The following is a 22,287-nucleotide window of genomic DNA, read 5'->3' as shown; positions in this document are numbered from 1 at the left end:
TCTGCTTGCAGAGTAGTGGCCGCGCGTGACCCTGTAACGGAGGTACTCGTTGTCAGGCGAACCGAGCTGTGAACGATGCGAAACCCTGAAGGCAGTTGTTGGTCAACGGCTCCGGGTCGGATACGGCAATCGAGTCGACGCGGGGAATCATGGTGTGCAGCAAGGTCTGCATCTCGAGTTTGGCCAATTGCATTCCGACACAGGTGTGGATCCCGTGGCCCCAGCCGAGATTGCTGCCGCGTCGGTGCAACATGAACTGCTCCGGCTCGTGGAAATGGCGTTCGTCCATGTTGGCTGCCGCGTAGAGCAGCACGACGCGTTCGCCCTTTCGCAGCGGAACGCCGTGCACGGTGCTGTCGGTTGCGATGGTGCGCGTGAATCCGCGGATGGGAGAGGCGAGCCGTACCGCTTCGACCACCGCGGATGGAACGTTGGACGGATCGTCCTTCAGTTGCTGCCAGACATCGGGATTGGTGCCGAGGCTCCACAGCAGCTGTGCGGTAGCAAGGATGGTGGTGTCCAGACTCGGTGCGACGAAGTCGATGACCATGTTCTTGGCTTCGAGCCTCGTGACCTCGCCGCGGTCGACGGCGTCGAAGACCGTCGCCGCCCAACCACCAGCTATGACGCTGTTTCTATTGAGCCGCAACGTGTACAGGAACAATCCGAGCGAACTGCGGGCGGTGAACAGGGCGCGTTGATTCGCGGGTCCAAGTCCGTCGAACGTCGCCCCGGCCCAGCTGAGCAACTGCGTCGGTGGCTGCTTCAGTCCCACCAGTTCGGCAACGGCCTGCACCGGGAGGCGGGACGCGAAGTCTGCAATCGCCTCGAACGATTCCTGCTCCAGCAGCCGTTCGACCGTCGCCCTCGCTTCCTGCTCGAATGTCTCGACGGAGGGTGCTAGCGCGCGAGAAGTCAACGACTGCATAAGGATTCGCCGGCGAGTCAGATGTGTCCGGTCGTCGCTGGACAACGTTGTGTAGCGACCGAGCACGTTGGCGATCGGATTTGCAGCAACACCACGACCGCTGCGGAAGGTGACGTCGTCACGCAGCGCGGCGCGCACGTCGTCATATCGCCCCATCGCCCAGAGTCGCTGCCGCGGCAACCACACCAGCGGTCCAGCTTCGCGTATCGCGCGGTAGGTCGGTTGCGGGTCGCGAATGGCGTTGCCGCCATACAGGTCCAGGTCGACGACGGGTGCTCCTCGCCTCGTCTGCGAGTTGTGGCCCGCTGTACTCGAGTTGTGGCCCGCTGTACTCACTGAGGCCGTCCTTGGGCGTTGGTTGGGGTCGGAGCGTGGTCTCCGACAACAAACGTTGGGAGGCGGGCACTCAGGGTGTGGAGATCACGTCCTGCCCACATGACGGTGTGGTCGGGGCGCACGATCGCAACGGTGGCTCGTCGACTCTGCAGCCAGGTATCCAAGTCGGACCCGCGGCCGGCAGTAACGACGACGGCGCCGCGTTGCTCGAGGTCGCGGCGTTGGGCGTCTGACGGACGCTGTGCGGTCACGACTGCGAACCGACCCCTGACGACGGCGTCGAAACGCCGACCGTCCAACTCCGGGTTCGGGCACAGCGTTCCGGCAAGCTGCAGCGGCAGATACGGTTTGAGGACCAGATCGGTATGCGACAGGGCTGGTGTGGCCCCGTCGACGATCTTCGATTTCAAGCCGGGCACGTGGCGTAACCGTGGGGCGATCGCCCTGCGTAGGACTTCGCCGGGCCGTCCACCCGCCGTCATCGCTGTGCCGATGGTGCGTGCCAGCAGAATCATTGTGCGAGCGTGGGGTTTCCGCTCCGTCTCGTAGGTGTCGAGGGCGGAAGCGGGAAGTGTTCCTGCCAGAACTCCCGCGAGTTTCCACGACAGGTTCATCGCGTCGCGCAACCCGGCACCCATGCCCTGACCGATGAAAGGCGGTGTGAGATGGGCGGCGTCGCCGAGCAGGAAGATGTTGTCGGAACGCCACTGGTCGGCGAGTTGGGCGCGGAAGGTGTACTCCGCGACGCGGATCAGTGTGAGCTGATCGGCAAGGACCCGACCGGTCCAGGGCGCGATGAGCGGCTGCAGCGCTGCGATGTCGGAGTAGTCCGCAGCGGATTCATGTGGGAGCAAACGAAACTCCCAGCGATAGCGGGTGGCGCCGATCCGCATGTAGGTGGCTGCGCGGATCGGGTCGCACACCTGGTGCACCCCCTCCCACTGATTCAGCTCTGCGACGGTGGCGATGTCGACGACCAGCCATCGCTGCTCGAACTTGAGGTCGCGCATGGTCGAACCGATCGCCGCGCGGACAACGCTGTTGGCCCCGTCGCAACCGAGCACATAGCGCGCGGTCACCCGGTGCTGTTCACCCGTCGCACGGTCGGCAAACACAACCGTTGTCAGGTCGCCGTTTCGAGCCATTCCGACGACTTCGCTGTTGCCGCGCAGAGTGACCGAGCGATACCGACCGAGATTGGATCGCAACACTGCTTCCAGGTCGGGCTGATCGAACATGTTCGCTTTGGCGTAGCCGTGCTCGCTGCAGGCGGTGTCGCGACGGAATTCGGCAAGAAGTCGCATGTGCGAGTCCAGCAGGCGAAGGCCGTTCGCCGGCCGCGATATCGCGACGAAGTCTTCGTAAACACCGAGGCGCGCAAGGATTCGGCAGATTTCGTCGTCGAGGTGCACGGCGCGCGGTTGCGGGTAGACATCGGTCCAACGGTCCAAGAGAAGACATTCGATGCCGTATTGGCCGAGCAGTGTTGCCGCGGTCACTCCAGTCGGTCCGGCGCCGACGATGGCGACGGGGAAGGGGTTGGTGGTCATGGCTTTTGCGTGTACCGGACGACCGTGCGCTGCTTACCGAGGTCGATTGCGCCGTCGTCGGTGGTGATCCGTAGTTCGACGACGTCGCCGTCGTGCAGGTACTTCGGATTGGCGGCTTGGCGTTTGAAGAACAGCCTCCATTTGGTCGCCGGCGGTAGGAGCGACCCGATGATTTCGATCGGCTTCGGCGGTGCAGTGAGGGCAGTGCCCGCCGGGGTTCCGGTCAACAGGAGGTCGCCGGCGTCGAGGCGCTGGAATCGCGTCAGTTCGTTCAACGCTTGGACCGGCCGATAGATCATGTCGTCGGCTACGACCATGTTCTGACGGAGTTCGCCCTGGACCCACAGTTGGAGTCGCAGATCGGTGAATCGCTTCAACTCGTCTCGGTCCAACAGGACCAGCGCTGGCCCGGTCGGGGTGAAGGTCGGGTACGACTTCGCTTCGTAGAATTGGGTTTTCGGCAACTGGACGTCGCGCGCGGACACGTCGTTGGTGATGACGAGACCGGCGACATAGTCGGCCAGGTTGTCCTCGGTGATTTCGGTGCCAACCGGAACCTCGCGACCGAACACGATGCCGATCTCCACTTCGTAGTCGAGGAGTGTCACATGTGCGGGTCTGACGATGTCGTCGTTGGGGCCACTGATCGATCCGGAAGCCTTGCGGAAGAACGTCATCGGAACTTTGTCGGGATTCATTCCGGCGTCCTTGACGTGCGACGCGAAATTCGTCATCTGCGCCACGACACGGCACGGCGCGGTGACGGGGGAGAGCAGGGCAAGCGAGTCGATCGGCACTGTGTCGCGCGTCTGTGCCGCGTGCTCGATCGCAGCGCGGTCGGCCAGTAGGTCTGCGGTAGTCGTGGCGGTGGTGTCGATCCTGGCGGCGCCGGTGGCGGTGGCGACCCACCAGGCGTCGGCGGTGCGGAGAACGGAGACGGACATGAGGGTGAGCCTTTCGTGGCAGGGAAGCGGTCGAAAGATACTGGTGTGCTTACGAACTGGCGACCTTCAGCAGTCCACGCAGTCGTGGGAAGTCGAACTCGTTGTCGTCGCGGAGAGCGCCGATGATGGATCTGGCCTCGTGTATCGAGTCGCGACCGGGAGCGATTCCGAGGAAGTCCTTGGTCACCGGTGGACCCCACTGGGCTAGCCCGGATGCGGTCATCTGAGCCCAACCGGCTTCGAGCGTGGAATCGAACATGTCACCGTCGCTGAAGTGCTCGACCAGAAAGCCGTCCGGGTCGCGCCAGTAGTCGAAGATCTGGCTGCCCTGGATGTGGCGGCCGATGCCCCAGGAGCGTCGATATCCCTGTTCGCGCAGGTACTCCCCACCGGCCGCCATTGCGTCGAGGTCGGCGACTTGAAAGGCGCTGTGCACGTACCGGTTCGAGGGCCCGAGGGTGAGCGCAAGAGTGTGATGATCGGTCGGCGTAACACCACGGTCGCAGCGGATGAAGCTCATCACCGGCCCGCGTTCGCGCTGGCCTGCGTAGTAGAGGAAGTCGCTGACGATCAGTCCGAGATGCTGGAGATACCAGTCCAGCGTCTCGCGATACTTCGTCGTCTGCAGGACCACATGTCCGAGCCGTTGCACGAGGGCTGGCTGTCGGGGCGGGCGCTGTGTCGTATTGACCCGCAACATATTGTGTCCCGAGTTGTACGTTAGCGGTGTCTGCGCAGGCAGTGCCGGCAACCGATGCTGTTCTGCGACGACACGGACGGTGGCTCCTGCCGGATCGGTGAGGTCGACACAAACGCCACCGAGGGTGTCGGGCAACCTCCGCACACTTCGTCCGGTCGCTTCGGCCAGACGCACCACATCGGCACCCGTCGCGGCTCGGAACGATGTGCCTGCAAATCGGGTCTTCACACCCTTCGTCACTACCAAGCAGGGTGCGCCCGGATCCGTTCCACGCAAATGCAGTTCGTCAGCTGTCCGCAGTGTCGGGCTGAACCCGAACGCGCGACCGAACATTTCGGCTCGATCGAGGTCAGGCTTCTCGAACTCGAGCCACGCAATGTCGTGCACCTTCACGATCGGGTTTCGCACGCGGCCGGGGTGTTCACCCGCCAGCGCACCGCGTTCGCTGTGCAGGTTGTTGTGCGCGCCGTCGTGATCGGTCATCGACCGCCCTTTCGTAGTTACTGACGATATCGTCACATACGCGGATTTCCTCAGTCAAGGGAATCTGACGAAATCGTCATAAATGATGAGCGCTGCTATGGTGTGCCAGTGGCAGCCGATACGACGCCGGAAAACCGTCTCGAACGACGCAAGATGCGGACACGGGCGGCTCTGATCCGTGCCGCTCAGACGATGATCGGCGACGGCCGACTGAATGCGCCCGTTCTCGAGATAACACAGGCTGCCGACGTCGGAATGGGCTCGTTCTACAACCACTTCGAGAGCAAAGAAGACCTGTTTCAGGCAGCCGTCAACGAAGCGCTCGACGTCCACGGTGCGTTGCTCGACTCACTCACAGAGGGGCTCTCGGACCCGGCGGAGGTGTTCGCCGAAAGCTTCCGGCTGACAGGGCGATTGCACCGGAAGGCCCCGGAAATCAGCCGGGTTCTCTTGCGCTCGGGGGCCGCTCTCATATCGTCCGACCGCGGGCTTGCACCGCGTGCAAAACGCGACATCCTCGCCGCCATCGAGGCAGGCAGATTCACCGTCCGCGATCCCGAGCTTGCGCTCGTCGCCGCAGCCGGCGCAGTGCTGTGTCTCGGCCAGTTGCTGCACGACCAGCCGGAGCGGGACGACGGCGAGGCAAGCGATCAGCTGGCCGAAGACCTACTGCGTATGTTCGGAATCCCCGCGGACGAAGCGCGCGAGATCTGCACTGGACCGTTACCGACTCTCGAGGGCTGATCGTCCAGCAGGCCGATCACGCAGGTCGGGCCAGTGGGATTCGCACGACGAACCGTGCACCGCCACTCGGGTTTTCATCGCACCGCACGCTTCCGTGGTGAGCTCCGACGGTCTCGGCGACAAGCGCGAGACCGAGGCCGGTGCCGGACCCCGTCGGCGACTTTCGGCCGGCATGCGTCGTGACGAAGCGATCGAAGATCCGCGCGCGATCGGCCGGTGCCACACCAGGTCCAGCATCGTCGATCACGATAACGGCGTCGGTGTCGTCGCGTCGAAGTGTGATCCCGGTGAGTCCGCCACCGTGACTGTCCGCATTGTCCATGAGATTGAGAAGCGCGCGTTCTAGCGCAGGCTTCCGACCGCAGATCGTGCTGTCGTCGGCGACGTCGAGAAGTTCGGGAGGGCGTTTGGAGTCGGCGAGTGTGTGGGTGAGGAGGTCGGAGAGCAGCATGGGCTCCAACGCATCCTGATGCAGGCCTGCTTCGGTTCGAGCCAACGCAAGAAGATCGTCGAGCAACCGGCGCAGATGGTCGAGTTCGGCGGAGATCAGATCGAGTGCAAGGCGCGATCGCGGCGGCAGTTCAGCTTGGTGGCGAACCAATACGCCGACGCTTGTCACCAGCGTCGTCAGCGGGGTCCGAAGTTCGTGACTTACGTCGCCGAAGAACTGGCGTTCTCGTTCGATCCGCTTTTGCAACGAGTCGACCATCGTGTTGAAGGACGTGACGATGGTGGCCAAGTCGTGGTCCCGCGTATCGGGCAGTCGGGTATCTATCTCGCCGCCGGAAATTTGTGCTGCTGCCGCCGCGACTTGATGGAGCGGAGTGAGGACCCGGCGGCTCGCCCACCAGCCGACCACCGCGCCTGCGATCGTGGCGCAGATCGCGCACGCGGTCAACACCGTTCGCAATACGGTCAGTGTGGATCGCAACTCGGTGAGGGGAGCGAATTCGAACAGCGCGTCGCCGCTGTCGTTGAGTTCGATGCCGACAGCCAGTACCGGTCCGTCTCGAAACGTTGTCTCGACTGCGTGCGTCGACTCCCTGACTTGTTCGAGCAACCCGTCTGGAAGCGACTGCGGACCTAGGTCCGGTGTCGAGCTGTACCACTCGCCGTCCCAGCGGAGCAGCAGCACCGTATCGACAGGGGGATCGAGCGAATCGAGAACGGCCCGCGGTGCAGTGCCCGGAATGGCGAGCGAGTTTCGGACCAGGTCGACGTGGCTGCTTGCCTGACGTTCCGCAGACCGTTCGCGTTGTTCGACCATGTACCCACGGCTGATGGCAAACACGGACACCGCCAGCGCAAGCGACACCAAACCGGCCCCGACGGCGAAGAAGAGAATGACACGCGGGCGCAACCCGAGCGTTCTTCGCTGCGCTTTCTCAGCGGTTGACATCGAGTCGGTATCCAAGTCCGCGAACCGTGACGACGATGCGGGGATCGGATGGATCGAGTTCGATCTTCGTTCGCAGGCGCCGGACGTGTACGTCGACTATTCGCTCGTCGCCGAAGTAGCCACGGTCCCATACTCGTTCGAGCAGTGAGCTGCGGCTGAGCACGCGCCCCGGCACCTCGGCGAGTTCGCACAGCAATCGAAACTCGGTGAGTGTCAGATGCAGCTCGTCGCGCGCGCGTCGCACCGTTCCGCTTCCAGGGGACAGGATGAGTGGGGCATTCCGGTCCGCGTCGAGAACGATGTCGCTCGTCGCGTCACGTATGGCGGGTCCGCTCGCGCGTCGACGCAGCGCACGGATGCGTGCGGTGATCTCCTTGATCTCGAAAGGCTTCTTCACATAGTCGTCGGCACCGGCTTCGAGTGCCGCGACGACATCGTGGGTGTCGTCACGGGCGCTGACGACAACGATCGGTACGTCGAGGTGTCGGCGAATCTCCCGAATGCAGGTGAAGCCGTCCATCTCTCCCAACATCAAATCGACGATGATGACGTCGGGCGCGCCGTGTCGACGCAGATCGCTCAGTGCCGTCTCGGCGTCGGCGGCCTCGTCGACGTCGTAACCTTCGTCCTCGAGGGCAAGGCGAAGCGCCATGCGTACGCGGTCGTCGTCTTCGACGATGAGGAGCCTGGCGGCCATCCGTCCATCCTTCCACCGGAGGAGTGCAACGGTGGCCGCGGCAGCGGTGTCGTCATGCAACCGCAAAGAAACCGAACGAGTGTCCTCAACGTGTAGCGACCAAGGTGGTAGTCACCATTCCGCACTGAGGGGCGATCGTGTGAGCTCACAGGATCGAGCACAGACGGCACACCCGTCGGGTCTCGACGTCACAGGCGGCATTCGTGCTGTCTCAGGCCCCGATGACGGTGCCGCGTCGTTCCCGAACCGACGCGAGCGGTGGCACCGGCGAGTTCCGGGTCCGCAAGTTCCGGGCATGATCAGCACATGCACTCTCGTACTTGGCATTTGGCTTGTAGTCGGCCCAATTCTGCTGCGTAGAACATGGTCGGTTCCGTCGCTGCAAGATCCGCTGTTCGACATGGCCATCGGGTCGGGAGTCGTTGTGCTCGGCCTGCTTCGGTTGATTCGGCGAGTCAGCGTCGTGCACGCGACCGTATTCGGCTGCGTGTCGGGCATGGCTCTTGTCGTTGCGCCGCTCGGAGTCGACTACGGACTGACTTCCGGCTCTACGTTCGCAGTCGGCAACGACGTGGTGGTAGGCGTGTTGATTTCAGCTCTCGCAATCGCGGGGTACATCGATGCCGGGCGTCGTGAATCGGTTGCGAACTGCGACGCCGATCGTCACACAACCGCAAAGAACCTGGCGACTCATCCTCAACAAGGTCGAGCCATCCTCGAATAGTGGACCGAGCAAGGAGAAGCGACATGAGTGCTGTAACCCGGCTGGAGAACGAGATCTACAACCTTGCTGTCGAATTGGCTTCCTGTACCCGCATCTCGGACGTTGCGGCCATCCAGGTCATCGACAGCGCATCGCTGGCGGTCATTCCATATGCGAAACGCGACTTCTGCCGCATCACCGAAGCGCTGCAACGTTATTCGCACGGCGACATTGTGATCACGTCTGTGGGCAGCGCCCTGTGTCTCAGTCTCCGCACTGCGCGCGAGGAATCATTCTCCGTCCGCCGCGGCGACGACAGGATTGGCGCGTAGCCGGTCCGCGATCTGCGCGGCAAGGCGCTCCACAGAGTCGAGTGCCAGGCGCGTGTCGGTCTTCATGTCGAGTTCGAAGGTGTTTGCGCCTCCGATCCACCCCGACACTCGGACTGTCCAGCCGAGCCGGTTGACGCCTTCGTCGATCACGGCATCGGGTCCGACGGACGGAGCTGGCCGGCCTGGGCGCCTGGAGGCCTGCGCCGCCTCGACTCCCCGCGGCTCGGTGCTGACGGTCAGCGTTACGGTGTTCTCGAAATCAGGGCTTCGCCATCGACACACGCCCGAATCGATTCCCCAGATACGTTGGGGCTCACCTGGTTCGGTGATCTCCAACGAGCTGTCGAATTCAGTCGTGGCCACGATCGAGCAGAGTTCGGCACCGATGCCGAAATCGGTGGGCTTGCTCGGACCGAAACATCCAGCAGTCGCGCCGAGCGCGGCGCATGCCGCAAGGATCCCGGTCGTTCGGGGTACCGCGCCGGCCCTCATTCGAAGAGTGCTCGGGTCGCGAAACGGGCAACCGCGGCCACAAGAAGCGGATCATCGGAATCGGGAAGTAGTTCGTCATGTCCTGAAAGCACTGTAAGCGCAACCCCGCTCGCCATGAGCAATTGAGGCGTGACTGTGGCGCCACCGAATCCGCACATCGCGCTGAGCAGACCGGGAAGGACGAGTGAGCACTGCGCGGTCGGATCGGTCGGCGGTCGGACCGTCTGCGCGGGAGCAAGATCGCGAGGTACTCGATCGTCCAGCGCGATCAGAACATCGTTGGTGCGCATCAGATTCTGCAGGGACTCCACCGATCGGTCGTCGACGCCCCAATGTACGACGGTGGCGCAGCGCGACGCAGTCAGTGCCGGCGTGAGAAGCGGCGCACGCTCCGCGCCGGCAATCACGATCCTTCCGGCTCGAGGCGGCACATCACGCGAGCGCAGCACTCCGATTGCGGCCGCGGTGAGTGTTGCAGTGAGCAGGTCCAACTCGAACAACACCGTCGGACCGTTCAACGCAGCGACTTCGGCCCGCAGCGCCGTCGTGTCTTCGGGCACGATCGAGCCCGTCACCAAAACGGCTGACACCGTGGGATCGAGGTCGGCGAGCTGGGCAGCCACGCTCGGAACAGTTCGTCCGGGCACGTTCAGGTGGAGCAACCTCAGCGGTGTCTTTTCGCGAACGATTCTGACGTACTCGCGTGAGGCGCACTCCTCGGCCGCGCCACGGAAGCATGGCGCCGACAGGGTCGCGATCGCGGCTGTGATCGCAATTCGGTCGACGTCTCGGCGCACAGCATCGACGATCTTGTGAAACTCGTTCGACGAACTCATTCACCATCCAGGGGCGCGAAATCGGTACTACCGACCGCGTTCGTTCGGGCAAAGCTCTGCCGGCGCGGTTCGGCCTCGGTTTCGATGTTTTCGCACACTTGTTGAGAAGGCTGGGTCAGCTACATTGCGATTGCGTGACAGTGCGCGGACGAGTGAGTGGCGGAGCACGCGTTTCGGGATCGGGACGATTCGAGCGATCGTGGCGTTCGTAACAGAACCGCAAAGAAGTCGACGCGGTCAGCTCAATATGCGCGCACAAGCCTGAAAGGTATGACCGCCACTACGACCACAGTTTTCGAGCAGCTCGAGTCGGACGTTCGGAGTTACAGCAGGATGTGGCCGACCGTTTTCGACACTGCCAAGGGAGCGTGGCTTCGGGACGAAAACGGCAAGGAGTACCTCGACTTCTTCGCAGGTGCCGGGGCACTCAACTACGGACACAACAATCCGGTACTCAAGCGGGCGCTGATCGACTACATCGTCGGCAATGGGATCACCCATGGTCTCGACATGGCGACCGTTGCGAAACGCCGCTTGCTCGAGACCTTCAGGGATCGAATTCTTGGGCCGAGAAACCTGACCTACAAGGTGCAGTTTCCGGGTCCGACCGGCACCAATGCGGTCGAAGCAGCTTTGAAGCTTGCTCGCAAGGTCACAGGTCGGCAGTCGATCATCAGTTTTACCAACGCTTTTCACGGCATGACCCTCGGTTCGCTTTCGGTGACCGGCAATTCGATGAAGCGAGCGGGCGCAGGAATTCCGCTTGTGCATGCGACACCGATGCCGTTCGACAACTATTTCGACGGAGGAACCGCAGATTTTCAGTGGTTCGCACGGGCTCTCGACGATTCCGGTTCCGGGATCAATCGACCCGCCGCAGTGATCGTCGAGACTGTTCAGGGCGAAGGCGGCGTGAACGTCGCACGACCGGAGTGGTTGCGCGCACTTGCCGATCTGTGTGCTCGGCGCGAGATCCTGTTGATCGTCGACGACGTTCAGATGGGCTGCGGCAGGACTGGACCGTTCTTTTCCTTCGAAGTCGCGGGTATCGAACCGGATATCGTCACTTTGTCGAAATCGATTGGTGGGTACGGTTTGCCGCTGGCGTTGACCTTGTTCAAACCCGAATTCGATATCTGGGCGCCGGGGGAACACAACGGCACCTTCAGGGGAAACAATCCCGCTTTCGTGACTGCGCAGGTCGCGCTCGAACACTATTGGTCCGACGATCGACTCGAAACCTCGACGCTCGAGTTGGGCGACCGAATTCATACGAGGTTCGTCGGACTGACAGAACAATTCGACGGTCTGAGCACGCGGGGGCGCGGCCTCGTCCAGGGCCTTGCCTTCGCCGACGCGTCGCAAGCGGGGAAGGTCAGTCAGATTGCGTACGACAACGGGCTGCTCGTAGAGACCTCGGGGCCGTCGGATCAGGTGGTGAAATTGCTACCGCCACTGACGATTGCCGACGACGAACTGGAACTCGGCCTCGGAATTCTTGCCGACGCCGTCGCGTCGGTCTGCCGAGCGAAGGATGCACCTGTGTGACAGGTGGACATTGGTGACGTCACAAATCGTTCGTGTCCGATGCTCTGTCGCCAAGCGCAAGCGTCCGCCATTCGCGTGGTGTGCTGCCGAAGGCGTCGCGGAAGCGTCTGCTGAAATGGGCTGGATTGGTGAAGCCCCACGTGCGAGCGATCATCGCGACCGATCGGTATGCGCTGGTCGGATTCGCTAGTTCGGCGCGTGCGGCGAGCAGGCGCTGATTGGTGATCCATTGCGCGAGAGTGAATTCGGCGTTTGCAGTGATCTTGTACAGGTAGCGCACCGAGATGTTGTGCGCTGCGGCGATCGTCTCCGCGCTGAGTTCGGTGTCGGTCAAATGTTGCTTGATATAGGTATGGATGCGAGTTGGCAGAATTGTCGCGAGCGCGTCGCGACTGGCGCGTTCGTCGCTGGACGCGGTGAGAAACAGCGCACGAGCGAGTTCGACTGTGGCAGTGCCGAGTTGGGCTGCGGCGAACGGGCTGATCCGGTTGACGCTGCGGCGGTGTCGGTGATGTGCTGGGCCATCGTGCGGGCGAGGGGACTGATTCGAGGGTCGACCGCAACCCGATAGACGAGTTCGAAGGGCAGATCGAGTTGCTCGACCCCGATGTGCAGAACTTGGCAGGCGCCGTGTCCTGTGAAGAGGTGGTCGTACGGGCTGTCGAGGTGAGTGATCAGTAGATCGCCCCGATTGAGAACCCGCTGAATGTCGCGCTGCTCGTGACGCCCAGTGCCCGCTTCTTGCAGTGCGATGGCGAGCACGCCAGCGGGCGCGCGTGCAATCTGGGTCATCGTGCGGCGCAAACGGATTCCGCCCATCTCGCCCCGGAAAAGCTCGACATCGCCGAGATCCCAGAGATCCATGCGGACGCGAGGATCGACGTCGCGTTGCTCCCGGGCGACGTGCGCAGGTGCGGACACGTCCTGGAAGACCGACACGACAGCGTCCATCCGCTCGCGCAGATCGAGCGCGTCGGTGTCGAACGCTACCGCCATGACTCGCGACGCTACCGCCGGTGACACAAAATTTCGACCCATCCGAGCTGGCCGACCAGTGCGGCTGTCAGGACTGTGCACTGTCAGGCAACAACTCTGCAGAAACAGACAATTCGACCCATCGTCGCCCGCCTAGGTTGGGACGCGATGTTCGAGCCAGCGAGAAACGAGCGATTCGCCAGGCGTGCTGACCCGCCTGCGATGCCTGTCGTGTTCGTGCACGGAATGTGGTTGCACGCAGCGGTCTGGGAACCGTGGCGACGATTGTTCGAGCAGCGCGGTTACGCGACGATTGCACCGGGTTGGCCCGGCGAGGCGGATACCGCGTCATTGACGCGAAGCAATGCCGACGACCTGAACAAGATCGGCCTGGCTGCGATCACCGATCACTACGAGGCGATCATCGCCGACCTACCGGCCACCCCGGTTGTCGTGGGGCATTGTTTCGGCGGTCTCGTTGCGCAGCGTTTGCTCGCCCGCGGGTTCGCGCGGGCCGCCATCGCAATCGCGCCGGCACCGTTCCGGGGTATCTGGCAGCTGTCACGAGATCAATTGCGTACCGCTGGAACCGTATTGAGTCACCCGTCATGGTGGCAGCGCACGTGGATGCCGACGCCGGAGCAGTTTCACCACCAGGTCGCAACGACGGTCGATCGCGTCGACGCGGACCGCATTTACAACGACTACGCCGTCCCTGCCGCACTACGTCCATTGCTCGAAGTCGGGTTCGCGAATCTGACCGTCGGCGGTGCTGCTGCCGTAGATACGCGCGCTGCGCGCGGACCGTTGCTGATCGTGGGTGGTCGACACGATCGGACCGCACCAGAGGTCGTCGTTCGGGCTGCCTACCGACGCCAGTCCCGAAACTCCGCTGTCACCGAATTGGTTGTCTACGACGACCGCGGCCACTCCATGTCGATCGACAGCGGTTGGGTAGAGATAGCCGATCGCGTCCTGGAGTTCCTGACTGCCAACAACCTCGAACGGGTCGCCTGACCGTCCACCGAAAGATAACGGAGAGAATGACAATGACGAACAACAAATCGGGTGGTAAGCCGCCGATCGTTCTGGTGCATGGTCTGTGGATGACCCCGTCCAGTTGGGACACCTGGGCTGGGCGATTCCGCGAACTCGGTCACGAGGTCATCGCACCGGGCTGGCCGGGTATCGGCGATCGGACACCTGCCGAAGTCCGCGCCGATCCGAGCGCACTCAAAGGTGTTGGCATCACGGAGATTGTCGACTCCTACGACGACGTAATCCGTCCTATGCGCGAACAGCCGATCATCATGGGGCATTCGTTCGGCGGCATTTTCACCCAGATGCTGCTCGATCGCGGCCTCGGAGTAGCCGGCGTCGGCGTTGCCCCGGGTCAGCCTGCGGGTGTGCTTACCCTGCCGTTCTCGACGTTGCGGACCGGGTTCCCGATTCTGTCGAATCCGTTCGGTTCTCGTAGCGCAAGCAAATTCTCGAAAGGTCATTTCCACTACACGTTCGGCAACGATCTCAGCCGCGCCGACTCCGATCGTGAATGGGAGGCCAGCGCGATCAATTCCTACAACCGCGTGTTCTTCGAAGGTGTTCTGTCGCTGCCGAAGACGAAGACCGGAACGACGAAAGTCGACTACCTCAAACCCGACCGGGCGCCGCTGCTTCTCATCTCCGGTGCGAAGGATCACGTTGCGCCGCCCGCCATCCAGAAAGCCGCACTGAGCAAATACGCCAAGGGCACCGCACTCGTGGAGCGTGTCGAGTTCGCGGACCGCACCCATCGCCTCGTCAGCCAGCAGGGCTGGGAAGAGATTGCCGACTACGCCCTCGGCTGGGCGTTGCAGCATGCCACGACGTCGCCGTCGCGGCAGTCCTGACGCCAATCGGAAAGGTTTGCTCCAATGCAAAAACGCCGCTTCATAGTCCGGCTGCGATATCTGCTCGCAGTCGCCATCACCGTGTTCGCGATCTCTGTACCGCTGCTGCCCGCCACTGCGACTGCAGCGCCGAATATGCCGACGATCGTTCTCGTCCACGGTGCGTTTGCCGATGCCACCAGCTGGGACGGCGTCGCCGCCGAACTTCGCTCTCGCGGATATAACGTTGTAACCGTTGACAACCCGCTCCGCGGCCCGACCAACGACGCCCGAGCCGTGCAACGCGTGTTGGACACGATCGACGGGTCTGCCGTCCTCGTGGGCCATTCCTATGGCGGCGCCGTGATCACCAACACTCGTGACCCGAAGGTCAAGGCGAACGTCTACATCGCGGCATTCGCGCCAGCACAGGGTGAGTTCGTTCAGCTGCTGCTCGACCCAATTCGATTCCCAGGCAGCGGATTACTCCCACCGGCGTTGCAACTGAAAGTGGTGGGCACCGGACTCGACGGCTATATCGCCGAACCGTATTTCCACAATCTGTTCGCCGCGGACGTCAGCGTTCGGACTGCCGCGACGATGTACGCCCATCAGCACTCTGTATCACTGTTGGCGAACCTGGAACCCAGCGGTCCACCGACGTGGGCGAGCACACCCAGTTGGTACTTGGTATCCAAGCGGGACCGCGTGATACCGCCTGCCGCACAACGATTTATGGCGGCCCGAGCGGCGCCCGGCCGTGTAACCGAGATCGACGCTTCCCATGCCTCGCTCGTCTCGCAGCCTGGCGTCGTTGCCGACACCATCAGCGTCGCGGCACAATCGGTCGGGTGAGAGGGTCTTACGCCGCCCAGCGCCCATCGATCATGACGAGTGCGGGGCGGGGGATCTCCGCCGCACCATCGGCGAGGGCCGTCAGATCGCCGTCCAACGCAACAAGATCCGCGCGCTGCCCCGGTGCCAAGGTGCCTGCCTGATGCTCGTCATGGACCAGGTAGGCACTGTCGGTCGTCATTGCCTGGATTGCCCTGTGCACTCCGATCCGTTGGTCGGCGCCGAGCACCGAACCACCTTTGGTCAGCCGGGTTACCGCGGTCCTGATGGTCTGTAGCGGATCCATCGGGGTGATGGGGCAGTCCGAGTGCAGACCGAATCGCAAGCCGAGGGCTGCGGCACAGGCCAGAGGGTCGAGGTCGGCGGCCCGCTCCGGTCCGAGAAAACGATCGCGGTGTCGATCTCCCCAGTGCAGAACGTGATTGACGAAGAAGCTCACGCCGAGTTCGGCTTTGCGAATGGCCGCGAGGTCCGTCGAGTCGGTCACCTGGCAATGCTCGATGCGATGACGGGCCCGACGACCGTCGCTGGCCTGTGCGCTCCGCAGGGCAGAGATGGCGGCGCCGACAGCCGCGTCGCCGTTGGCGTGCACCGCAACCTGACCACCCGCGCGGTGGACTCGGAGAACCATCGCATCGAGTTGCTCTTGCGGATACAGCAGGTCGCCGTGATGGTCGGGGCTGCAGGTGTACGGCGCTCGAAGCGCTGCGGACAGGCCCTGAATAGATCCGTCGGCCCAGAACTTCGCGCCGGCCAATCGAAATCGCGAACCGGGGGATGCTGTTGCTGCGAAGCCGATCCCGCCGTTGTCCAGCGCATCGGTCGTGAGGTCACCGCGCAGAAATCCAACGGTGTGCACAGGCAATTCACGATTGTTGTCGAGTGCGCGATAAGCGGCCAACTCCTGCATGCCGGCCGACAGGCCGACGCCCAGGTCGTGCACGGTGGTGATGCCCCGAGACCGCGCCAACTCCAAACTGCGTAGCAGTGCGGCACGAACCTCCGCGTCCGTGATGTTCGGAATCGCGGCGCTCAGTCGTGCCACCGCGTCGATCTCCCACGCCATCCCGGTGAGGCGTCCGTCCGCCGTACGCGGAAACTGCGGGTCACCCGGGTCCACGGTGCTTTCGTCGATGCCTGCTGTTGCGAGCGCGACGGTGTTCGCGACCGCGAAATGTCCGGAGATGTGGAGAACGATTACCGGCCGCACTGTGCTCACCGCGTCGAGGTCGTCTCGTGTCAGATGTCGGCACTCCCGAACCTGGGTGTCGTCGTACCCCCACCCGCGGATCCAGCCAGCGCTGGGGGCAACGCCGCGGAGGGCGCGTTGAATGTCGACGATCGACGAGCACGGGGGCGTCCGGCAATCGGCCCATCCGTCGGTCAGTCCGGCGTACGTGGGATGGATATGAGACTCGATCAGGCCCGGAATCACTGTTGCGCCAGGCAAATCGAGATGTCGGATACCCGGCCCGGCACGGTCTGCCATGTCTTTGCGGGTGCCGCCCGCAAGCACCCGGTCGCCGTCGATGACAAGCGCCTCGACGATCGAATTCGTCGTGTCTTGCGTGAAGATGCGATCTGCGGTGAGCAATGTCCTTCTCATCGGGCACCGGCCTTCTCGGTTGTATCGGAAGTGCTGCCGGCCGTCGCCGATCGACCTTCTGTTCGTAAGCCGCGCACCGGATTGTCTGCGGGCCATAGCAATCGGGTGCCCAGCACGAACAGCACGTTGAGCACGAGAGCGGCGGCGCCGATGTTGATGCCGTGCTCGGACAACCACGAAGAGACGGCGCCATGCTTGTCGACGTACAACCACAGCACCACGAGGTCGCCGATCACGACGCCCATCGCAAGTGCCGCAGGACGCAGCTTCCAGCCGAAGATCATCGTCGCGAATACCACCACTGCCTGGGTGACTCCGTAGTAGGCCGTATTCACCAAGGTCAGCAGCAGTTGCGGTGCCGCGAGCGTCAGGAGCAGCGAGATGCCGAGGTAGGCGACGATGACTCCGCGCACCCAAAGTCGTTGGCTCGTCTCAGGTATCCCGGGAACGATGTTGCGCGAGACGATCGAGCCGATCCCCAACGCCGATCCGCACAGCACGACGATCGCACACAGAGCGGCACCGCCTGCAACAACTCCGGTCAGCCAATCGGGCAGCACAAGTCGGGAAAGCTGCAGAAGGACCTCGTTGGACTCCGCTCCCTCCAACTTGTTGGGCAGCAACGAGATCGCGCCGAAGGCCGCGGCGACGAGGAACGGATACATAAGCATGTACAGCGGGTTGAAGCGAGCGACGCGCTTGAGCGTTGCCTCCGACTTCGCCGCGAGCACAGCCTGCACGATGAAAGGGAAGACGAAGAAGCCGAGCGACTGGAACACGATCGTCGTCATGACGAAGGTCAGCGATGCCCCTGAAAAGGTGGAATGCGACGACTGCTCGGCGCCATGGGATGCCGCGTCGGCGAACAGTGCGGTGAGTCCACCCGACTTCGCTGTCGCGGCGAGACCGATGAGGATCGCGCCGAGAAGCAGAGCAGCATCTTTGACGTAGGACACGAACGCAGGCGCCCGCACCCCCGAGAGCAGCAGGAACAGCAATGCCAGTGCGGCGCCGGCGAATACCGCGACGGTCGGGTTGATGGTTATCCCGAGACCACTGAGCGCGACTTGCAGCCCGGCGAGTTGGAGTTGACCCCATGGAATCAGGAAAACCACCGAGGCGACCGCGATCGTCAACTCCAGGCCGCGCGAGCGGAAGTGCCGCCCGGCAACGTCGGGAAGGGTCATGGCGTTGTACCGCTTGCCGGCGCGCCACAAGTACGGCGCGAAGAAGTATCCGATCGGGTAGGCCAACAGGATGTAGCCGATGAACCACACCCCGTAGCTCGCCCCGTGCGCGTACACGCCGCCGGGAAAGCCGATGAGGGTGCCGATGCTGTATGCCTCACCCGCCCCAAGAATGAACACCAACACCGGACCGAAGGACCGCCCACCGACCAGGTAGTCGGAGATCTCCTTCTTGCTTCCGCGTCGGGAAAGGATGCCGGCGCCGAGTGCGAGGAGCAGGACGAGGGTGAACGTGAGGGCGATCATTTGCGGTCTCCGCTCGCGCTGTTGGCGAGGTCCGCACGTTCAGCTGCTTCGAATTCTTCTCTGTCGAAAAGTGTCCACGCGAAATGGAGACACAGCGATGTCAACGGCATCCACAAGAACAGCCAGGCGAACACGATGGGGAATCCGAAGACCGTGGCCCCGGAACCGGAGAGAAGGACGATGCCGGCGAGCACACCGACGAACGGCACACCGATCGCAAGCATCGCGCTTTTTGCCTCGTTGGACATGACTGGTGTTCTCCTACGTAGATTTTCGTGGTGCCGTTGCGGCATTCGGGGTTCTTTCATCTGCGACGTGGACTCAGTGTGGTCCCGGTCACTGCGTCGCCGCCACGTGCGAATCCCGGAAGTCGCAACGGTCGTTCGTGAATTTCACGGGAATCGGGAATCTGGGGGCTTCGATAAGGGAATGCTGGTGCACGTGTCCGATGGCTCCGATGAGAACGCGATCCGCGAGCTGTGGCGCGTGGTCGCCCGCGAGATCGAGCAGCTGACCGATCGAGCTGTACAGCAGATACGCAGCGAGCTACCGGCCTACACCGTGGTGCCGATCGACGAGCAGCGGGCCTACATCCAGAAGCAACTGTCCGTAATGCTGCGGGCCGTAGCCGAAAACGAGCCGCTCCCGGAAGACGACGCAGAACGTTCCCGAGACCTTGGTCGCCGGCGAGCGATGCAAGGATTGCCGCTCTCGGACGTCATAGAGACCTATCACATTGCTTCGCGCGAATTATGGAACACGATGGTCGACCGGTCGCATGAGCCGACTCGCGAGCTGCTGCACGCTGGCGGCAAACTGTGGGACCTCGTGCACGCAGCGACGAGCGCGGTCGCGGTCGGTCACACCGAAGCGACGCGAAGTGCGCAGGCCATCCGCGCGGGCGTTCGCTACCGATTCTTCGAAAGACTATGCATCGCAACAGATGTCGAGAACCTCGAGATGCGTGGCCTGGCGCAGTCGCTCGGCTTCGATCCCCAACATTCTTTCCAGGCCCTGTGCGTCGCCGCGGACGAATGGTCCGAACCCGAGGTAGAGCGGCTGCAGCGCGACCTCGATGCCACACCTATCGCCGCCCAATGCAGTCGGCATGGCTCCCACGTGATCGTCTTGTGCCAGCGAGGGTTCATCGATGACGTCATCGGCGCCACCGTGCGCGACCATAGTGAAGTGTCGATTGGCGTCGGAATGTCGCGAGTCGGACTTGTCGGCGCCGCCAACAGCATTACGGATGCCGAGCGGGCACTTGCACTTGCGGCCGCGTCGGGTGCAGTTGTCAGATTCGCCGACGACTGGTTCGCGGCGACCCTTGCTGCCCACCGGGACGAGCTCGCGGCGCTTTTGGAGGCAGGGACAGCTATCGCAGCCGAGCACCCTCATCTCGCGGAGGCTGTACTTGCGTTTGCTCGATCCGGATTTTCGATCAGCGCCGCGGCCAGGGAAATTCACCTGCACGCGAACTCGCTCGCTTACCGACTCGACCGCTGGGCGCAGTTGACCGGCTGGGATCCGCGCAGTCTGGACGGTCTGATGAAGTCGCTCATGTGCCTGAAGTTGTTCCGTCGGTAACCGTAGAGGTGGGCATCTACTGTGCAATGCGATGCAACCCTGTCGGCGCCGGTTGTATCGGAGTGTGCTGAGTTGCACCACGTGTGGTGACAACCACCCAACGCGACGCGAGGAACACACCATGAAGGCAGCCAGGTTCTACGGTCGAAACGACATCAGGATCGACGACATTCCGGAGCCGGCCACCCGACCGGGGACTGTCAAAGTCGAGGTGGAGTGGTGTGGCATCTGCGGCACCGACCTTCACGAATATCTCGACGGACCGATCTTCGCTCCACCGGCAGACGCGCCGCATCCGCTGACTGGTGAGACGGTTCCGATCACACTCGGCCACGAATTCGCAGGTGTTGTTGCCGAGGTCGGCGACGGTGTCGACGACGTACGAATCGGAGACCGAGTCGTGGTCGAGCCGTACATTATCTGCGGACGCTGCGATGCGTGTAGGAACGGCCGCTACAACGTCTGCCAATCGCTCGGCTTCGTGGGGTTGTCCGGCTACGGTGGCGGCTTCTCGCAGTTCGTCGTCGCGGAGCGACGCTGGATTCACCCGCTCGGCGAATTGGCGACAGACGTCGGCGCGCTCATCGAACCGCTCGCTGTCGCTTACCACGCGGTGCGCCTATCGGGCGCGAAGCCGTCGCACAGCGCTGTTGTATTCGGTGCAGGCCCAATCGGACTCGTGACGACGGCGTCTCTGCGAGCGGCCGATATCGAGCAGGTGATCGTCGTCGAGCGTGCAGCTGTACGAAAGGCGAAAGCTGAAATCGCGGGCGCAGCACATGTTCTCGACCCCACCGCTGGTGATGTAGTCGAGCAACTCCTCGACCTCACGGACGGCAGGGGAGCGGACGTCTCGTTCGAGTGCGCAGGGATCGACGCCGTGCTCTCGTCCGCAATCCGTTCCACCAGAGCGGGCGGCACCTGCGTGAACGTTGCGATCTGGGGTCACGAAGCACGAGTTGCGATGAACGACTTGGTGTTCCGCGAAATCAACGTGCTCGGCAGCCTCGCCTACGCGAACGATCATCCGGCGACGATCGAGATGGTCGCGAGCGGTCGGGTCGATCCGTACCAATTCATCACCGGCAGGATCGCTCTCGACGACATCGTGAAGAGCGGTTTCGAGGAGCTGATCTCGAACAAGGAGGAGAACGTCAAAATTCTTGTCAAGCCGTGACTTTCGCGTCTAGACGACAGAAATCACGACCTTCGCCCGCGCGTGCTCGCTCTCCAGGTATTCGAGTGCCGCTGGCGTCTCGGCGAGTGGGTACGTCCGGTCGATGATTGGTGTTACCTTGCCGGACTCGATGAGATCTCGCAGTTCGACCAACGTCTCGCTGCTCGGTTTGGCGGTAGGTGCCCGAATGGACTGCTTGACGAACAGGCCGCGGATTTGGCCGCCGACGATAAGCGAGAGCGGACCGAGGAAGCTGCCGCCTTCGTACGTTCCACCGCCGGACAGTATGAGGGTTCCCTTCGGTTCGAGCAGGCCCCGCAGGTCTTTCAGGCGTCGGTTTCCGACGAGGTCGAGCACGGTATCGAAGCGGCCGACGACGTCGTCGCGGGTGTAATCGACGACGTGCTTCGCGCCGATCGAACGAACCAGGTCTACATTCCTTGTGCTGCACACCGCGGTAACCTCGGCGCCTTTGGCAGCTGCGATCTGCACGGCAAATGTGCCTACGCCGCCAGAAGCGCCGTTGATCAGCACCCGGTCGCCTGCGGTTACGTGACGCAAGAGCGTTATCGCCGTGACTGCGGCGAGCGGTACGGCCGCCGCTTGCTCGAAAGTCAGATTCTCGGGCTTTCGGTCGAGGTTGGCCCGTGGCGCGCACACGTAGTCCGCGAAGGCGCCTGCGGCCGCTTCGCCGTAGACAGCCTCACCTGGCAGCAGATCGCGGACACCCGAACCGACCGCCTCGACCGTTCCGGCGAAGTCGACGCCGTGAATCGGTTGCTTGGGACCTCGCCGCCCGAAGATCTTTGTATCCATCCAGCGTGCGATGCGCGGGTCTCCTCGCATCACGTGCCAGTCGCGCGCATTGATCGACGCGGCATGCACTCGCACCAACACCTCGTCCTCGCCCGGAACCGGCCGCTCGACCTCCTGCATCGTGAGGGAATCCGGTGGACCGTAATGGGTTTGAACGATCGCTCTCATAGGTGTGGACAGTAGGCGGCTGTAGCGGACGGCCACATCAGGGACAACCC

The 22,287-nt window shown here is 63.0% G+C and carries 23 protein-coding genes; 9 read left to right on the top strand and 14 right to left on the bottom strand.

From position 1 onward, the window contains the following. Positions 1–52: 52 nt before the first annotated feature. From JGU71_RS24095 to JGU71_RS24080, 4 genes are read right to left on the bottom strand one after another with little or no spacing between them, the layout of a single operon-like run. Entirely contained in the window at positions 53–1,264 is a 1,212-nt protein-coding gene (locus JGU71_RS24095; protein ID WP_199707126.1) for a cytochrome P450, read from the bottom strand. Further along, entirely contained in the window at positions 1,261–2,814 is a 1,554-nt protein-coding gene (gene mhpA, locus JGU71_RS24090; protein WP_199707124.1) for a bifunctional 3-(3-hydroxy-phenyl)propionate/3-hydroxycinnamic acid hydroxylase MhpA, read from the bottom strand. The genes JGU71_RS24095 and mhpA overlap by 4 nt, the downstream gene beginning before the upstream one ends. Then, complete coding sequence (locus JGU71_RS24085; protein WP_199707122.1) at positions 2,811–3,758, bottom strand: fumarylacetoacetate hydrolase family protein; 948 nt, start codon at positions 3,756–3,758, stop codon at positions 2,811–2,813. The genes mhpA and JGU71_RS24085 overlap by 4 nt, the downstream gene beginning before the upstream one ends. A 49-nt stretch (positions 3,759–3,807) precedes the next feature. Continuing rightward, a complete protein-coding gene (locus JGU71_RS24080; protein WP_199707120.1) occupies positions 3,808–4,941 on the bottom strand; it encodes a VOC family protein in 1,134 nt (377 codons plus the stop codon). A 153-nt stretch (positions 4,942–5,094) separates the two neighbouring features. On the opposite strand from JGU71_RS24080, the gene JGU71_RS24075 reads away from it, so the two are divergent. Then, a complete protein-coding gene (locus JGU71_RS24075; RefSeq protein WP_199707380.1) occupies positions 5,095–5,685 on the top strand; it encodes a TetR/AcrR family transcriptional regulator in 591 nt (196 codons plus the stop codon). 16 nt (positions 5,686–5,701) lie between these two features. Here JGU71_RS24075 and JGU71_RS24070 read toward each other — a convergent pair whose 3' ends face one another. Both JGU71_RS24070 and JGU71_RS24065 read right to left on the bottom strand, forming a co-directional pair. Further along, positions 5,702–7,084, bottom strand: coding sequence for a HAMP domain-containing sensor histidine kinase (locus JGU71_RS24070; protein WP_199707118.1), 1,383 nt, complete (start codon positions 7,082–7,084; stop codon positions 5,702–5,704). After that, positions 7,071–7,781: a response regulator gene (locus tag JGU71_RS24065; protein ID WP_199707116.1), complete on the bottom strand. Its 711-nt coding sequence runs from the start codon at positions 7,779–7,781 to the stop codon at positions 7,071–7,073. The genes JGU71_RS24070 and JGU71_RS24065 overlap by 14 nt, the downstream gene beginning before the upstream one ends. 139 nt (positions 7,782–7,920) lie before the next feature. Between JGU71_RS24065 and JGU71_RS24060 the strand changes: the two genes are divergently transcribed. Together JGU71_RS24060 and JGU71_RS24055 are read left to right on the top strand one after the other, a co-directional pair. Further along, positions 7,921–8,505, top strand: coding sequence for an SPW repeat domain-containing protein (locus tag JGU71_RS24060; RefSeq protein ID WP_199707114.1), 585 nt, complete (start codon positions 7,921–7,923; stop codon positions 8,503–8,505). Between the two features lie 23 nt (positions 8,506–8,528). Then, positions 8,529–8,816, top strand: a complete 288-nt coding sequence (locus JGU71_RS24055) for a hypothetical protein (protein ID WP_199707112.1) — start codon at positions 8,529–8,531, stop codon at positions 8,814–8,816. Here the strand turns inward: JGU71_RS24055 and JGU71_RS24050 are convergent. Continuing rightward, the gene (locus tag JGU71_RS24050) at positions 8,775–9,308 is read right to left on the bottom strand and encodes a hypothetical protein (RefSeq protein ID WP_199707110.1); all 534 of its coding nucleotides are present in this window, start codon (positions 9,306–9,308) and stop codon (positions 8,775–8,777) included. The two genes, JGU71_RS24055 and JGU71_RS24050, sit on opposite strands and share 42 nt — an antisense overlap. Beyond that, on the bottom strand, positions 9,305–10,144 hold the full coding sequence (locus tag JGU71_RS24045; protein WP_199707108.1) for a hypothetical protein: 840 nt from the start codon (positions 10,142–10,144) through the stop codon (positions 9,305–9,307). Before JGU71_RS24045 ends, JGU71_RS24050 begins: the two co-directional genes overlap by 4 nt. Before the next feature lie 270 nt (positions 10,145–10,414). Between JGU71_RS24045 and ectB the strand changes: the two genes are divergently transcribed. Next, positions 10,415–11,692 carry a diaminobutyrate--2-oxoglutarate transaminase gene (ectB, locus tag JGU71_RS24040; RefSeq protein WP_199707106.1) on the top strand — a complete coding sequence of 426 codons (1,278 nt, stop codon included), beginning with the start codon at positions 10,415–10,417 and terminating at the stop codon, positions 11,690–11,692. A gap of 19 nt (positions 11,693–11,711) precedes the next feature. On the opposite strand, the gene JGU71_RS24035 is transcribed toward ectB, so the two are convergent. Together JGU71_RS24035 and JGU71_RS24030 are read right to left on the bottom strand one after the other, a co-directional pair. Then, positions 11,712–12,026 carry a helix-turn-helix domain-containing protein gene (locus JGU71_RS24035; RefSeq protein ID WP_199707104.1) on the bottom strand — a complete coding sequence of 105 codons (315 nt, stop codon included), beginning with the start codon at positions 12,024–12,026 and terminating at the stop codon, positions 11,712–11,714. Then, positions 12,023–12,688: an AraC-like ligand-binding domain-containing protein gene (locus tag JGU71_RS24030; RefSeq protein WP_199707102.1), complete on the bottom strand. Its 666-nt coding sequence runs from the start codon at positions 12,686–12,688 to the stop codon at positions 12,023–12,025. Before JGU71_RS24030 ends, JGU71_RS24035 begins: the two co-directional genes overlap by 4 nt. Positions 12,689–12,835: 147 nt before the next feature. Here JGU71_RS24030 and JGU71_RS24025 point away from each other — a divergent pair, with 147 nt between their 5' ends. Genes JGU71_RS24025 through JGU71_RS24015 form a run of 3 tightly spaced genes read left to right on the top strand, consistent with a single transcriptional unit; the run spans position 12,836 to position 15,390 of the window. Next, positions 12,836–13,684, top strand: coding sequence for an alpha/beta hydrolase (locus tag JGU71_RS24025; protein ID WP_199707099.1), 849 nt, complete (start codon positions 12,836–12,838; stop codon positions 13,682–13,684). A 32-nt stretch (positions 13,685–13,716) separates the two neighbouring features. Next, positions 13,717–14,556 (top strand): alpha/beta hydrolase, encoded by an 840-nt coding sequence (locus JGU71_RS24020; RefSeq protein ID WP_199707098.1) that lies wholly within the window; start codon positions 13,717–13,719, stop codon positions 14,554–14,556. Between the two features lie 24 nt (positions 14,557–14,580). Further along, the gene (locus JGU71_RS24015; RefSeq protein WP_199707096.1) at positions 14,581–15,390 is read left to right on the top strand and encodes an alpha/beta fold hydrolase; all 810 of its coding nucleotides are present in this window, start codon (positions 14,581–14,583) and stop codon (positions 15,388–15,390) included. Positions 15,391–15,397: 7 nt separating this feature from the next. Here JGU71_RS24015 and JGU71_RS24010 read toward each other — a convergent pair whose 3' ends face one another. The 3 genes from JGU71_RS24010 to JGU71_RS24000 are packed head-to-tail and all read right to left on the bottom strand — an operon-like array spanning position 15,398 to position 18,737. Then, positions 15,398–16,996, bottom strand: a complete 1,599-nt coding sequence (locus JGU71_RS24010) for an amidohydrolase (protein ID WP_199707094.1) — start codon at positions 16,994–16,996, stop codon at positions 15,398–15,400. Then, entirely contained in the window at positions 16,993–18,489 is a 1,497-nt protein-coding gene (locus tag JGU71_RS24005) for a sodium:solute symporter family protein (RefSeq protein WP_199707093.1), read from the bottom strand. The genes JGU71_RS24010 and JGU71_RS24005 overlap by 4 nt, the downstream gene beginning before the upstream one ends. Further along, positions 18,486–18,737: a DUF3311 domain-containing protein gene (locus JGU71_RS24000; RefSeq protein ID WP_199707091.1), complete on the bottom strand. Its 252-nt coding sequence runs from the start codon at positions 18,735–18,737 to the stop codon at positions 18,486–18,488. Before JGU71_RS24000 ends, JGU71_RS24005 begins: the two co-directional genes overlap by 4 nt. 181 nt (positions 18,738–18,918) lie before the next feature. On the opposite strand from JGU71_RS24000, the gene JGU71_RS23995 reads away from it, so the two are divergent. Together JGU71_RS23995 and JGU71_RS23990 are read left to right on the top strand one after the other, a co-directional pair. Beyond that, a complete protein-coding gene (locus tag JGU71_RS23995) occupies positions 18,919–20,076 on the top strand; it encodes a PucR family transcriptional regulator (RefSeq protein WP_199707089.1) in 1,158 nt (385 codons plus the stop codon). Positions 20,077–20,197: 121 nt separating this feature from the next. After that, a complete protein-coding gene (locus JGU71_RS23990; RefSeq protein WP_199707087.1) occupies positions 20,198–21,253 on the top strand; it encodes a 2,3-butanediol dehydrogenase in 1,056 nt (351 codons plus the stop codon). A gap of 9 nt (positions 21,254–21,262) precedes the next feature. Here the strand turns inward: JGU71_RS23990 and JGU71_RS23985 are convergent, their stop codons facing one another. After that, a complete protein-coding gene (locus JGU71_RS23985) occupies positions 21,263–22,237 on the bottom strand; it encodes an NAD(P)-dependent alcohol dehydrogenase (RefSeq protein WP_199707085.1) in 975 nt (324 codons plus the stop codon). Positions 22,238–22,287 lie beyond the last annotated feature (50 nt).

It is taken from the genome of Antrihabitans stalagmiti (genome assembly GCF_016482825.1).
In the GTDB taxonomy this organism is placed as follows: Bacteria; Actinomycetota; Actinomycetes; order Mycobacteriales; family Mycobacteriaceae; genus Antrihabitans; species Antrihabitans stalagmiti.
This window is presented reverse-complemented; position numbering and strand designations above follow the sequence as displayed.